Below are 13,682 nucleotides of genomic sequence, written 5' to 3'. Positions count from 1 at the left end.
ACATCCGCTGGGGAGTCGATTTTTACATGTCGCGTTGGCAAAAACACGGCGGTATTTGCCAGATTGTCTCCGCGCAAATTCGCCCAAAACGCGCAAAACTGCAAATAAAAAAAGGAACAGACCCCGTTTCGCTCAGTGACGATTTAGTGTTTCAAGCCATGGTTTTCCGGCAGGGGGGACTCGTGATGCGCCTGGCAACCAACATGACTTGCAACAGGGATCGAAACGATGCCAGCGAACGCGAACGACGCCACATCTCCCAACGAGCCGGAGCGTGAGAGCGGCCAGCGAAATGCCGATGCCAGGTTCCGCGCCGTGCTCGAAGCGGCGGTCGACGGGATCGTGCTGATCAACAGCACCGGGGAGATCATTTCGGTCAATCGGGCCATCTGCAAGTGGTTCGGCTACTCCACCAGCGAACTGCTCGGCCAGAACGTGCAGATGCTGATGCCCGAGTATCTGCGACCGGTGCACGAGGCCGCCATGCAGGCCTATCTGGCCGGCGGGCCGCCGAAGGTGATCGGCATCGGCCGTGAGACGATGGCTCTGCATCGCGACGGCACCGAGTTTCCCATCGAGATTTCGGTGAGCGAATTCCGCGAGCCACAAGGGCGGACCTTCGCTGGCGTGGTGCGCGATATCCGCGAGCGCGTGGCGGCGCGCGAGCGCTTGGCCGAGCAGGCCCGCGAGCTGGCCGAGACCAACCACCATCTCCAAGCGCAAACCGTGGCGGCCGCCGCGGCCAATCGGGCCAAGAGCGAGTTCCTGGCCAACATGAGCCACGAGCTGCGCACCCCGTTGACGGCCATCCTCGGCTTTGCCGAAAACCTGTTGGAAGGCGATCAGAGCGAACACGATCGCCTGGCCGCGATCGCCACGATCCGCCGCAACGGCGAACACCTGCTCCAGGTGCTCAACGACATTCTCGACTTGTCGAAAATCGAGGCCCAGCGGATCGAACTCGAAGTGGCACCCGTCGCGCCGCTGCAACTGCTGTTCGACGTCGTCTCGCTGATGAAGGTCCGGGCCGACGCCAAGGGGCTGTCGCTGACCTGCGAAATCCAGGGATCGCTGCCCGACCAGGTCGAAACCGACGCCATGCGGTTCCGCCAGATCCTGTTCAACCTGGTTGGCAACGCGATCAAGTTCACCGAGTTGGGCGGCGTGCGGCTCGTCGTCTCGTGGCAGCCGGACCCGGCACCGCGCTTGATCTGCGACGTGCACGATACCGGCATCGGCCTGACGCCCGAACAAACAACCCGGGTCTTCGAACCGTTTTCTCAAGCCGATAACACCACCTGTCGGCGGTTCGGTGGCAGCGGCCTGGGCTTGTCGATCTGCCGGCAGTTGGCCGAGCTGTTGGGCGGCGGCGTCGACCTGGTTGGCAGTACACCGGGTCGAGGATCACAGTTCCGCGCCGTGATCGCCGCGCCGCGCGCGGGTGTCGCGCAGCATGTTCGCCCGACGAGCGACGGCGCGCTGTTGACGGCGGAGCATCTGCAGGGCCCCGGGGCCGACGGTGCAGCCGAACTCGCGGGCCAGGCGCGCGTGTTGAACGGCATCCGGCTGCTGCTGGCCGAAGATGGGCCCGACAATCAACGACTGATCGCCTACGTGCTGCGCAAGGCGGGCGCCGAGGTGGTGTTGGCCATCAACGGTCAAATGGCGATCGAGGAAATCCGACTGGCCCACGCCGCGGGCCGGCCGTTCGACGCACTGGTGCTCGATATGCAGATGCCCGTCCTGGACGGCTATCAGACGGCCGAGCGGCTGCGGGCCGAAGGCTATACGCGACCGATCATCGCCTTGACGGCACACGCGATGTCGGGCGATCGTGAGCGCTGCTTGATCGCCGGCTGTACGGACTATGCGACCAAGCCCATCGACCGCCAGCAGCTCGTCGCATCGATCCGGCGCCATTTCGAAGAGGCGCGCCGGACAAGCGAGGCTACGGCTTCTCCAGCAGCGTCTTGATGTTGTCCAGGCCCTGCTCGAACAGCGGTCCCAGCATGCCGTCCATCATCAGGCCGAAGTAGCGGCCGAAATAGTCCATTTCGCCGTCGTAGGTCCAGCTCATCTTCGTTCCTGCGCCGGCCGGTTCGAGCAAGTAAGAGGCCTGAAACTTCGCGGCCATCGGCTCGAACGTCTCAAGGGCAAAATCGACCCGCCGAGGCGGATCGAGCCCGGCAATCTGCATCTGGCCGCGCCCCGTCTGTTCGCCTTGCCACGTATAGACGGCCTCCTGGCCGGCGCCGGTCACCGTGCTCTTGGAAGTCGGATCGGTCCGCGAGAAGGGATCCCACTCGGCATAGCGGTTCAAGTCCGAGACGACGGCGAACACCTCGGCCGGAGGCTTGCTGATCACGGTCGATCGCTCTACGTGTACTCGACTGGGCAGCAGCGCCGGCACGAGCAGTGCCGCGCCCACGAGCACGACCAACGCACCAACGAGCCATTTCCACGCGTTTTTCATCGCTGCACCTCGCCAAGGGTCGAAAGGCTAGGGACTCGCCGGAGCGGATTGCCGGCGCCGCTGTTCTTGCTGCAGGCCAGCACGGACGTCGGCCAGGGCACGTTTGCCCTGCAGGGCCAGGGCATTGTTGGGATCGATGCGCAGCGCGCGGTCGTATTCGAAATCGGCTTCGTCAAAGCGTTGCAGCCGCAGGTAGCAATCGCCCAGCAAGGCATAAGCGTTGGCGAACTTCGGCTTGGCCTCGATCGTGAGCCGATAGTGCGGAATCGCCTCGGCGAACTCGCTCAATTCGCGCAGCGTCTGCGCCAGGTTGAAATGGACCGACGCATCGCTCGGGTCGATTTCGACGGCCTTCCTAAAATGCTGGACGGCCTGGTCGTATTGCCCCTGGTTGTAATAACCGTTCCCCAGCTTGGCCTGCGCCACGAAACTCTTCGGATTGACTCCGGCCGTGTGCGTAAACAGCGTCTTGTCGTTGTACCAGACGAGCGACTGCCGATAGCCGAGCAGGCCCAGGCCCAACAGGCCACAGACGATCACGGCCCGGACCAACGGACCGGCGCCTCCCTGGCTGAGAAACCAGGCCAGGGCCAGCGCGGGACCCAGCAGCGCCAGGTAGGCATACCGATCGGCCACCGTCGAAATTCGCTGGTAGTCGAAGCTCACCAGGCCGAGCGTGGGCAGCAGCGCCACGACAAACACCGCCGCGGCCGTGAGCCAGGCTCGCCGCTGGCTGAGCGAGGCGAGCCAAAACAAGATGCCCAGCGGCAACGCGCCGGTTGCCCACCAGAAAGATTCCTTGAGCACCGCTTGCGGGCTGTGCGAATAGTCGGCGCAAAACCCCAGCGGCAAGATCAACTTGAACAGGTAGAACGCCAAGGCGTCCAGCGCCAACAAGGGTCGCGCCCACAGCGGGACCGGATGCTCGGCGATGGACGCGGATTGCAGCGAGTGATTGACCCAGGCCACCCATAGCGCCAGGGCCAGCCAGGGCAACAGTGCCAAGGCCACGCGCAAGGGCGAACGCCGCAGCCAGCCCACGTCGATCGCGGCGGCCACCAGGGGGATCGCCGCTGCCGACGGCTTGGACAACATCGCCAGCAGGATGGCCGCGGTGGCCAGCGCGTAGTTCAACCAGGTCAGACTCCGACCGCGTTCGAAGTGGTCGCTGAAGCACAAGTACTGCCAGAGTGCGAAGGTGCCGAAGCACCCGGCCAAGAGCCCCTTGGTTTCGCTCACCCAGGCGACGCTTTCGACCTGCAGCGGGTGCAAGGCAAACAACAGCGCCCCGCAGGCCGCGCCCCAGGGATTGTGAAACAACCGCTCAAGCAACAGCAGCACGAACACCGTCGAGAGGATGTGCAGCGCGACCGCGGACACGTGATACACCAGCGGGTTCCGCAGCGGCGCGGCACCAATCTGCTGCTCGGCCAGCGATTCGGCCAGCGGTGTCTGGAGCGCGTAGAACGTGTACGTCACCGGCGCATACAGGCCGAGGAATCCCTGGCTCCAGATCCGCGCGAAGTTCTCACCGTTGAGCGGGCTCAGGTAGGGGTTGCCAAAGACGTTTTGCGGATCGTCCCAGGAGGTGAACTTCAGTTGCGGCACGGCGCTGTAGACGAGCGCCGTCGCCACGACGACGACGAGGACCGCCAGCAATAGCTTGCCCGGCGTCGTGGCGGCAGTCGGAGCAGGCGCACTGGGCATGGGCAACGCGTTCCAGGCCAAAGAACAAGCGGCGGGCACAGGAAGGGGCTGCCCGCAATGATCGACAAAGTCGAGCAAGAATAACAGCCCGCGCCGCACGCGGCAAACCGCCGCCGGTCTCAGGCGCCGGCGCCTTGTGCGGTGTACAACGCCGCGATCAGGGCATAGGTCTCGGCCACGCGCACCAGGTCGTCGATCGAGACCCACTCTTCGAGCGTGTGCGCGCCGCCACCGTGCGGGCCGTGCGTGATCGCCGCGATCGCGGCCTCGGCCCAAAATGTGTTCCCGTCGTCGACAAACGGCTTGCCGCCGCGGGGCAGCCGCGACTCGCCACGCAGCGCGCGGGCCGTGTCGAAGGCCGTCACCAGGAGGTCGTCCTCGGGCAGCCGGAACGCGTCGCGCACCAGGCGAAACTCACCGACGATCGACGCGCCCGTGGCCTGAGACGTCTCGTCGAGCAGGCGGCGATACTCCGCCTCGACCGCCCGGCGATCGCGGCCGGGCAGCCAGCGCCGCGTGCCTTCGAGCCAGAGCTCCTGCGGAAACTGGTTGTAAATCTCGCCGGCATGGAGCTGGCCGACGAACACGCTCTCGCTGCCGGCGTGCGGATCGCTATGACCGGCGAGCTCTTCGTTCCAACGGTCCAAGCGGCGCACCAGTTCGGCGCCCGCACTGATCACGTGCGGCTCGTCGCGCGGGCGCATGACCTCGTGGACGGGCGCGCCGCTGCGGCTTACGCGGACCTGCAGCACTGCCTGGCCGCGACCGGTCGCGGCCAGCACGTCGGTCAGATACTCGGGAATGAGCGCGGCGTGCCCGACGTATCCCTCGCGGATCAAGCCTTCGAGCTGCGAGCCGTCACCCCAGGGGGCCTCGTGCAAGTCATGCGCGGTGAGCAGTACCGATCCCTGTTGAGCCAGGTTCAGCTCGCGCACCACGCGCAGGGCCTCGACCGCCGCTGCTACGCCCGCCTTCATGTCGGCGCTGCCCGACCCGGTGAGCCGCGCGGCGGTGACGCGCGGCGCGACGAACGGCAGATGGACCGTATCGAGGTGGCCGTCGAATTGCAGCACCGGGCCGGAGGCGGCGCCGGGCCAGCGGACGGCAACGGCCGGCGCGGGATCGTAGCCGCCTCGGGGGCGCTCGACGGTGAAACCCTCGGACGCCAACAGCGTGCCGAGGCAGTCGAGCACACCGGCAGCGCGGCCCGTCGGACTGTAGATGTCACACAACGCCAGGGCCGTGTCGACGAGCCGGCGCCGATCGACCGCGCGGCCGATCGCCTCGACCCAGGCGCGTTGTGTGGAGTTGTCCACGCGGCTTACGGCGCGTCGGCCACGGCGCCGTCGGTGTTCTGGATGGCGAACAGGTGCGTCTTGTTGGCAATGTACAAGATGTTGTTGGCCACGACCGGCGTGCTGTACACGGCGTTGCCCATGTTGATCTCGGTCATCGGTTCGGCGGCTTCCTTGTCGGCCGAGTGCTTGAACACGGCCACGTCGCCATCCTCGTCGCCGATGTAGACCTTGCCGTCGACGACCAGGGCCGACCCCCAGCTCGCCGCGAGCATGTCATAGGTCCAGTTCAACTTGCCGGTCTTGGCGTCGAGACAGTGGAACAATCCGCTGAAGTCGGCCAGGTAGAGAATGTCGTCCTTGATGGTCACCGTGCCGCAGGTGCGATGCATGCTTTCTTCGAAGCCCGTCTTGCCGTCCGCGTCGAGGTCGAAGCTCGCATAGTGCCAGATCAGGGCCGAATTGGGATTTGGGCGGGCCACTTCGCCGTTTTCCTTCACGACCGCCTGGATGCGATTGTAAGGAATCGGGTGTTTCAGGTCCTTGACGTTGAACGCCAGTTCGGGGCTCACGTCGCCGCGCTTGTTGGGGTCGATGCACCAGAGGTGACCTTCGCCCTCGCCGTGCTCCGGATCCTGACCGACGGCCACATAGACCAGGCCGTTGTAGACGACCGGCGTGCCGATCAGGTCGTTCCGCGTGCCACGACCGCCGAGAATCAGCTTGGCTTCCTTGGGATTGCTGTCGAACTTCCAGAGCAGCTTCGGCTTGCCGTCCGGCGTGGCCTCACCCTGGAAGCTGTAGAGCCAGCCGTCGCCGCCGGGGAACAACACCTGCGGCACGCCGCCCAGCACGGCATACGTCGGCGACGACCATTGACCGTGATGGACGTTGATGCCCGGCGAGTTGTCCTGCCAGAGCACCTTGCCGGTGTGCTTGTCCATGCAAAGGAAGCTCGGCGCGGCGGGCGCGGGAATGTTGACGTGCGATTCGTCGACGCCGTTCGACGTGCAGACGAACAGCAGGTCGCCGGCCGAGGTGACCGAGCAACTGCACATGTTGTGCTGGCTGACGCCCAATTCCTTCATCATGTCGAAGTACCAGACCGCATCGGCCTCGTCCTTGGCAGTCACCTTCTCCGACTTGAAGGGGCCATCGTTCTCGTCGTCGTAGAAACCGGCCGTGTCGAGACAGACGACTTCGCCGCGGCTGGTGACGAACCACAGGCGGTCGCCCTCGACCAGCGGCGCGCAGCAGATGCCTTGCAGCGGCCAGTCGTGCACGCGCCCCGTCGGCAGCTTCTCGCTCGAGTGTTGCCAGAGGAAGCTGCCGTCCGCGTCTTTGAACGCCAGCAGGCAGCCCAAGTCGACTTCGGCCGGGTAGCGCTTCAGCCAGCCGGCGCCGTTGTTCGAACCGACGTAGCATTGGCCGTTGGCGACGACCGGGTTGCCGTAGCTTTGCGAGCCGAGCTTGGCGACCCACTTGATGTTCTTGCTGGTTTCTTTCTTCCACTCGCCGGTGTCTTCGTCGAACTCACCGGGTTCCCATTCAGTGGGAATGTTCTGGCCCTCGGGCGTGTTGTTGCGGATGGTCGAGCCGCCCCATTGACCCCAATCGCCAGGGCCGATGCCCGCCGGGGCCGGCCAGGACTGCTTGGGTTGCTCGATCATCTTGATCGCCGTCGAGGGCTTGGCCGGGGCCGCGGCCTCGAGCGCGTGGCTGACGCCGAGCGCAATGCCCGCGGCGGCCGCGAGCGTGCTCAACAGGACCAGGCGAAACGTCGTATTCATGGCGAACCTTTTAGCGAGCAGGCGGTTAATCAAATGGACAGATGCGGAACACAACGCCGCGGCCGGGCACCCAACCGGTGCGCCGTTCAGCCGTTCGGCGTGACGCTGATGTTGTCGATGAAAATCTCGGCGTTCGTGGCGTTGCCGAACAGGCCGGGGCTGCCGGTCAGGTTGCCCACCTCGTCGCGGGCTTCGACCGTCCAGTTCTTCGGCTCGGCCTCGCCGCGCTTCCAGACCTTGCCGCGGAGCACGGCGACGCCGTCCTCGACGCTGGCCCGGAACTTGAGCGTGTACCAGACGTGCGGCTCCCACTTGAACGGAACCGACTTGCTCATCCGGTCCAGCTCGGGCGTCCACGAACGGATTTGCAACTGCTGGCTCGCGCCCATCAGGTCGAGCGTGTAGCGTTGGGCGATGAGCCCCATGTCGGGCAGCTTGTTGTCGCGGATTTCGCCGCGGACGTCGGCCTGGATGGTGTAGTCGTGCATGTCGACGTGGCCCATCCAGCCCTGGCTGCGCATGCCCTTGGGAATCGTGGTGATCTTGGTGGCCACGACGTTGCCTTCGTACTTGCGCGGCCCGCGCTGAATGACCAACTGTGGTCCGCCCGCGGGATCGTTCCCCCAGGTCCAACTGGCCAGGATGTTCTCGCGCTTGAGGACGCCCAGCGGGGCCTCGAGCGCGGCCTTGGCGGCGTCGACGTTCTTGCCGACCTGGTCCGCCAGGCCCAGGTAGCGCATCAGCACCGACCAGGTCTGCCGCGGCAGCGCCTCATCGAACTTCACCTGCGGTTTGCCGCCGTTGATGAACTCGGTCAAGGCGTGCACGTAGAGCTTGCCGGCCAAGGGGGCTTCCTTGGTTAGTTTGTCGAAGAGATTCTCGTCGAGCGTGATGTGCCGGTAGCGCACGCCCACCCAGGTGACCGGAATCTCGCCGCCGGCGAAGTCGAACTTCCAGGGCAACGGCGGGACCACACGCACGCGCGCCTGACCCTGCAGATCGCCCACCTTGGCGGTCACGATCGTCGCATGGTGCGAGGCGACGCTGTCGGCTACGAAATTGCCGCTCGAGTCGATCGCGCCGCCGGCGGCGACGCTGAACGTCGCCTTGGCGGGCGTGTCCAGCAATTGGCCCTTGGCGTTGAACAGCCGCACCTGGAAGGCCTGCTTGGCGCCCGGCTTCATCAGCACTTCGGCCGGCACGACCTGGACCAAGGCCGGCGTCTTGTCGTCCGCGACAGGAGTTTCAGCCGCCGGCGCCGGGATCGGCGTGGCTTGCGGCTTGGCGTCTTTCTTGCCGAGGCAATAGATCGCACCGGTCGAAGGCAGATAAATGCGACCATGCGACACGGCCGGCGACCCGAGCACTTCTTCGCCCGCCGGCAGCCGCACTTTGTGCACGACTTCGAGACCCTTTTCGGTCGGCTTGAAGATCCACCACCGGCCGTTGGCTTCGCAGGTGTAGATCCGGCCGTCGGCCCAGACGAGACTCGACCGCATCATCGTGCCGAGTTTTTGCTTCTTGCCGATCAGCTTGCCTTTGGCGGCATCGACCACGAACAAGCCGGCCGAGTCGTCGACGACGTACAACCGATCGTCGACGGCCAGCGGCGAGCTCTTGCCGATTCCGAGTTCCTTGATCCGCCAGATTTCGCCCGTCTTGGTGATGTCGCCGGTGCCCAGCGCGTTGACGGCCGCCAGCGAGCCCATCGTGCTGTCTTCGGGGTTTTCTTCGCTGTGCCCGCAATAAACGGTTTCGCCGATCAGGATCGGCGACGTGTTGACGCCGCGGCGCGAAAGCTGGTAGCTCCAGACCTGTTTGCCCGTGCGCGGCTGAAAGGCCCAGAGGCCGCCGTCGCCCGAGCCGAAGATCATCACGGCCTGACCGCCGACCACGCCGACCACCGGGGTGCTATAGGTCGTGTCCTCGGGCAGCGGCTTGGTGCCGTTGAACCAGCGCACCTCGCCGGTTTGCTTGTCGAGGGCCATGAAGCGATGCGTCGGGCGGGCCATGTCGCCCCAGCCGATCACCACCGCGCTGATGATGACCAGGTCTTCGAACACGATCGGCGTGTTCGTGCGGCCGCCATAGGTCGACAGCAAGCCGAGCTCTTCGCTCAGCGACCGGCTCCAGAGCGTCTTGCCCGTTTCGCCGTCCAGACACTGGAAGAAACCGCACACGCCCATCGCATAGATGTGACCCGTCTCCGGATCGCCGACACACGCGCTCCAGGCGACGCGCTCCTTGGGCACGTCCGACAGGAAGACGTTGAACTTGTTTTCCCAGATCGTCTTGCCGCTGGCGGCGTCGACGCACACCACCTTTTCACGCTCGCGCGGCGTGCCGGGCTCGTCGCGGCAGAGCGTGTACATCTTGCCGCGCAGAACGATGGGCGAGCTGATCGTGCCGATGTCGGTCCGCTTCCAGAGCAGGTTTTCGCCCTCGGGCGACCAGCTCTCGATCAGGCCCGTCTCACGCGAGATGCCGTTTTGCTCCGGCCCGCGCCAACTGGGCCAATCCATCGGGTCCGGGGTCGCGGCCGACAGCCGGCCGGGGACCAGGGTCAACAGCAACGCGAGACAACACGAACCCCACAGCATGCGGCCTGCCGACCGCGCGGTGATGGGAGCATTCATAGGGAGCTATTTCTGCGTGGGTGGGCGCCGGAGGCGGGTACGTTGACGGGCCCCGGCACACTCAGCCAGGACACTCGCTCAAGATTGCCCAGGCCGCAGCCTTCACGCCACGGCCCGAGCTTACCCGCCAAGATAAGCGCCCCCCTGTGCCCAGGCAAGTTTCGGCGAGAATTGCGACGTTTCTGCCCGCCTTTTCGCCCCCTATTGGAGCTAGTCACCCTTAATTTTCACCAGGCCTTCGAGGGCCGAGCATGATTTGCCGCGATCCTTCCACCGAGGCGCTAGGTACGCGCAACGCGGCCGAGAGGCCCCGATCGCATCTCCGGGGCTGGGCGCCACCGTTCGAGGTGCAGTCCAGGTCGAGACCCGCAACTTGGCTGCTCAATCGAACCACTCGTCGCGGGGATCGAACTTGGGATGGACGATGTTGAGGATCTTCATCCGTCCGATGGCCCGGTGGCGCACGCCCGGCCGAATGACGACGCACATGCCCGGCCGCAGCGCGACGAATTCGTCGTCGAGTTGGAGCCGCGCGTCGGGGCCGCACTCGAGGATGTAATAGGTCTCCGTCAAGTTGCGGTGGTAATGCAGTTGCGCGTCTTCGGTGACGTCCACCTGGTGCAAGGTGCCGGGAAAATCAGCCACGTTTTCCAGCGCTCGGCGGCTCGCGCCGCAGGGGCAGGGCACGGGTTCGATGCCCGCAAAGTCGACGACTTCGTACGAAGATTTGCCGGCTGTGCGCATCGCGAAGAATCTCCCGGCGAGCCGTGGCTCGGCGCGCCCGTGCAGTGATCGGGTTTTGCCCCACCATACCCGCGCCCTAGGGCGCGAACTACTCGTGGACGATCCGTCGGCGCGGCGTTCGGGTCGGGCAAATTGGCGAGACCTCCCGGGGCCAAAACGGCTGCTAGCGGCTCGGCCAATCGGCAAGGTTTGACCACTTTCGCCGCACGGCAAGGTCTGCGTAACGCGAGCGTTAAACCATTTGCTGAAAATTACTTCCGGCTCTCAAGGGGTCTGGAAACGGTCGCCGATACGGTAGGTGTCCCTGAAGGCTGCGCAAGCGCATGCCTGGCAGGGGATCCAACCCATAGAAGGGCTGTGCAGGCGACGGCCGCGCGTCAGGGACACGACGTGGCGGCCGAAGTCGTGCAGCCGACCAGCCAGATCCGAGTCGCTTCGAGCGGCTCGACCCACCTGACGGTTACCAACCCCGCGCTTGACCGAGTCGTGCGCCCCCTGCGGGCCCGTGGCTCGACATACCAAGGATGGAGTGTTCGTCCCCAAGCGCACCGTTGTCCGGTGCGAGAATTTTGTTCGTTTTTTGGGATGCGCGCTACCCCAATGTTTCGTAGAAGGAGACGTTCCTCAATGAAGATGCGAATGCTCTTTGGGGCGCTCGTGGTGAGCGTTGGCCTGTGTACCCAGAGCTTCGGTTTCGAGCTCTTGGATCGCATGCTTGGCCTGAATTGCCACTCGGGCTGCGGCAGCTGCTGTGAGGCGAGCTGCTGCGAGCCCAGCTGCTGCGCGGCCGAAGCTTCGTGCTGTGCGCCAGCGAACTGCTGCACGGCGGACCCGGGCTGCTGCGCTCCGGCGGCGGCTTGCTGTGCTCCGGCGTGCGAGCCGGCTTGCTGTGCTCCGGCTTGCGAACCGGCCTGCTGTGCTCCGGCCTGTGAGCCGGCGTGCTGCGCTCCGGCCAGCTGCTGCGAGAAGAAGTGCTGTGCGAAGAAGTGCTGCAAGAAGCGCTGCGACCTGTTCTGCGGCCTGAAGGGCATGTTCGATTGCGGCCACTGCTGCAAGAAGAGCTGCTGCAAGTCGTGCTGCGAGCCCGCCTGCTGTGCCCCGGCCTGTGAGCCCGCTTGCTGCGCTCCGGCGTGCGAGCCCGCTTGCTGTGCCCCGGCCTGCGAACCGGCTTGCTGTGCTCCGGCTTGCGAACCGGCCTGCTGTGCTGCGGCTTGCGAACCGGCCTGCTGTGCCCCGGCCTGCGAACCGGCTTGCTGCGCTCCGGCCAGCTGCTGCGATAGCGGCTGCCACAGCTGCTGCAACAGCTGCTGCAAGAAGAAGTGCCGCAAGGGTTGCCTCTTGGACATCTTCGCTTGCAAGAAGAAGTGCTGCAAGAAGTCGTGCTGCGAGAGCGCTTGCACGACCTGCTGCTCGGCTCCGGCTTGCTGTGCTCCGGCCTGCGGCGCTTGCAACAGCGGCTGCAGCGGTGCTGCTCCGGCTGGTCAGCCCGCCCCGGCTGCTGAAGAGTCGGCTCCGATGCCGCCTGCCCCGACCCCGGATGCCTCGGCTTCGATCCAAGGCGCCCGTCGCGTGGTCAAGGCTCGCACCGGCAGCGTGGTGCTCCGCAACTAAGACGAGTCTCGCACTCGCCTGAAAGCAACACGGCCCGCCTGAGGTTACAACTTCAGGCGGGCCGTTCTTTTTTTGTGGCCGACCGGGCCACGCGAGCTGCGCCCTTTCGCGATAGAGTGCAGCGGCCCGCGGCGGCCTCGACTCACCTGGCCGCACGGCTCGCGGCCTGTGCCGCGGCATATCCGAGCAGGTCGCCGCGCTCGCGGCAGATCGCTGCCCAATCGTCGACGCGACCGGCCTGCTGGGCGAGTTCGGCCAGGGAATCGACCAAGGCGCTACCGTGCCAGGGCGAGGGTAATCGCTCGATCGCCACGTCGAACGCCTCGCGCGCGCGGCCCGTACGGGCCAACAGCGCCACGTAAACCTCTGCCGCCACGGCGCGGGCGTGATCGCTCGCGGCGGCTTCGACCTGAGCGCGGAAGTAGCTCAAGGCCTCGTCGACGTCTTGTCCCAGGCTGGCGGCAAAGTAGAGCCGGCTGGCGGTGTAAACGTCCTCGAACGGCACCTCGCCGCGGTAATGGTACGCCGGCGCCAATGCCCGACCGTACTCGGCCAGATCGAGCGCCAACCGTAGCGTCGCCGGATCGTCGAGCACCCGGGCAAATCGCACCACGGCCGCCAGGTGCGACGTGTCGATGTGGTAGTTGTTGTCGGCCAGCAGCTCGGGATCGAGCGCCAGCGCCTCGGTGAGCGAAGTTCCCGACCAGGCCACGCCGCGGCGTTCCAGATCGGATCGCACGTTGTCGACCAGGTCGCCGTGCAGCCGGCGCACGAGCACCCCGGCGATCGCCTGCTGCTGGGCGCGGGGCCGCCCGTGGACCTGGGCGTCGTAGGTCGTAATCGCCTGGCAGGTGCCGTAATGGGCCAGGAGCAGCTCAAAACCCAGTTCGGGCGCGACTCCTTCGACCAGCCCGATTTCGATCCAAGCCGCAATCTGGTCGTCGGCGGGCGTTGCCGTGCGCATCGCCTGGGCCGTGGCCTCGCGGTCGCCGACGACGCGTAAATAGCGCCAGGCCATGGGAATCTCGCCGCGAGCCAGGAGCAAATGGCCTACCTCGCGGCATGCGGCCAGATAGCGCTCTTCCAGCTGCGCACGCGGGACGTCGGGCAGCTCGTCGAGCGTGGTGCCCGAGGCCAAGGGCAACCCTAGCGCCGCACGGGCCTGCATCAGGCGCACTTCGAACAGCTCCGGGCCGCGCCCGGCTTCGGCCAGGCCGACGGCCAGGGCGGCCAAGGCCGAATCGACGCCGCCTGCCACCAGGTCGCGGGAAAATTGATCGTAGAACGGATCGGACATCGGCGCTGCTTCAAGGGGGTGTGGGCGTGTTGCCGTTGATCGTAGCTGCGCGGTCGACGACTGAAAACGACTGGGCTAGCATGAACCGACTGAACCGTTCCTGCCCGCGCCCTCGCTGTTTGCCGCTTG

The 13,682-nt window shown here is 65.8% G+C and carries 10 protein-coding genes; 3 read left to right on the top strand and 7 right to left on the bottom strand.

The features are described from left to right. Positions 1-26: 26 nt before the first annotated feature. Both K1X74_01675 and K1X74_01670 read left to right on the top strand, forming a co-directional pair. Positions 27-278 (top strand): hypothetical protein, encoded by a 252-nt coding sequence (locus K1X74_01675; GenBank protein ID MBX7165034.1) that lies wholly within the window; start codon positions 27-29, stop codon positions 276-278. Next, complete coding sequence (locus tag K1X74_01670; GenBank protein MBX7165033.1) at positions 229-1,974, top strand: PAS domain S-box protein; 1,746 nt, start codon at positions 229-231, stop codon at positions 1,972-1,974. Before K1X74_01675 ends, K1X74_01670 begins: the two co-directional genes overlap by 50 nt. Here K1X74_01670 and K1X74_01665 read toward each other — a convergent pair. From K1X74_01665 to K1X74_01640, 6 genes are all read right to left on the bottom strand, one after another. After that, the gene (locus tag K1X74_01665) at positions 1,949-2,473 is read right to left on the bottom strand and encodes an SRPBCC family protein (GenBank protein ID MBX7165032.1); all 525 of its coding nucleotides are present in this window, start codon (positions 2,471-2,473) and stop codon (positions 1,949-1,951) included. The genes K1X74_01670 and K1X74_01665 overlap by 26 nt on opposite strands. A 27-nt stretch (positions 2,474-2,500) precedes the next feature. Beyond that, positions 2,501-4,180 carry a tetratricopeptide repeat protein gene (locus K1X74_01660; GenBank protein ID MBX7165031.1) on the bottom strand — a complete coding sequence of 560 codons (1,680 nt, stop codon included), beginning with the start codon at positions 4,178-4,180 and terminating at the stop codon, positions 2,501-2,503. A 119-nt stretch (positions 4,181-4,299) separates the two neighbouring features. Next, positions 4,300-5,496, bottom strand: coding sequence for a M20/M25/M40 family metallo-hydrolase (locus K1X74_01655; GenBank protein ID MBX7165030.1), 1,197 nt, complete (start codon positions 5,494-5,496; stop codon positions 4,300-4,302). 5 nt (positions 5,497-5,501) lie between these two features. Then, positions 5,502-7,265, bottom strand: a complete 1,764-nt coding sequence (locus K1X74_01650; GenBank protein ID MBX7165029.1) for a PQQ-binding-like beta-propeller repeat protein — start codon at positions 7,263-7,265, stop codon at positions 5,502-5,504. Between the two features lie 86 nt (positions 7,266-7,351). Then, the gene (locus K1X74_01645; GenBank protein ID MBX7165028.1) at positions 7,352-9,901 is read right to left on the bottom strand and encodes a PQQ-like beta-propeller repeat protein; all 2,550 of its coding nucleotides are present in this window, start codon (positions 9,899-9,901) and stop codon (positions 7,352-7,354) included. Positions 9,902-10,282: 381 nt separating this feature from the next. Continuing rightward, positions 10,283-10,645, bottom strand: a complete 363-nt coding sequence (locus tag K1X74_01640) for a cupin domain-containing protein (GenBank protein MBX7165027.1) — start codon at positions 10,643-10,645, stop codon at positions 10,283-10,285. A gap of 938 nt (positions 10,646-11,583) precedes the next feature. On the opposite strand from K1X74_01640, the gene K1X74_01635 reads away from it, so the two are divergent. After that, the gene (locus K1X74_01635) at positions 11,584-11,754 is read left to right on the top strand and encodes a hypothetical protein (protein MBX7165026.1); all 171 of its coding nucleotides are present in this window, start codon (positions 11,584-11,586) and stop codon (positions 11,752-11,754) included. 644 nt (positions 11,755-12,398) lie between these two features. On the opposite strand, the gene K1X74_01630 is transcribed toward K1X74_01635, so the two are convergent. Continuing rightward, positions 12,399-13,553 carry a hypothetical protein gene (locus tag K1X74_01630; protein MBX7165025.1) on the bottom strand — a complete coding sequence of 385 codons (1,155 nt, stop codon included), beginning with the start codon at positions 13,551-13,553 and terminating at the stop codon, positions 12,399-12,401. Positions 13,554-13,682: the final 129 nt, after the last annotated feature.

It is taken from the genome of Pirellulales bacterium (assembly GCA_019694435.1).
GTDB lineage: Bacteria > Planctomycetota > Planctomycetia > Pirellulales > JAEUIK01 > JAIBBZ01.
Note: the sequence above shows the minus strand (reverse complement) of the source record. Positions and strands in the feature narration are given on the sequence as shown.

Coding starts and splice junctions, on each gene's coding strand:
- K1X74_01675 (MBX7165034.1), top strand. CDS start 27: ATGTCGCGTTGGCAAAAACACGGCGGTATTTGCCAGATTGTCTCCGCG.
- K1X74_01670 (MBX7165033.1), top strand. CDS start 229: ATGCCAGCGAACGCGAACGACGCCACATCTCCCAACGAGCCGGAGCGT.
- K1X74_01665 (MBX7165032.1), bottom strand. CDS start 2,473: ATGAAAAACGCGTGGAAATGGCTCGTTGGTGCGTTGGTCGTGCTCGTG.
- K1X74_01660 (MBX7165031.1), bottom strand. CDS start 4,180: ATGCCCAGTGCGCCTGCTCCGACTGCCGCCACGACGCCGGGCAAGCTA.
- K1X74_01650 (MBX7165029.1), bottom strand. CDS start 7,265: ATGAATACGACGTTTCGCCTGGTCCTGTTGAGCACGCTCGCGGCCGCC.
- K1X74_01645 (MBX7165028.1), bottom strand. CDS start 9,901: ATGAATGCTCCCATCACCGCGCGGTCGGCAGGCCGCATGCTGTGGGGT.
- K1X74_01640 (MBX7165027.1), bottom strand. CDS start 10,645: ATGCGCACAGCCGGCAAATCTTCGTACGAAGTCGTCGACTTTGCGGGC.
- K1X74_01630 (MBX7165025.1), bottom strand. CDS start 13,553: ATGTCCGATCCGTTCTACGATCAATTTTCCCGCGACCTGGTGGCAGGC.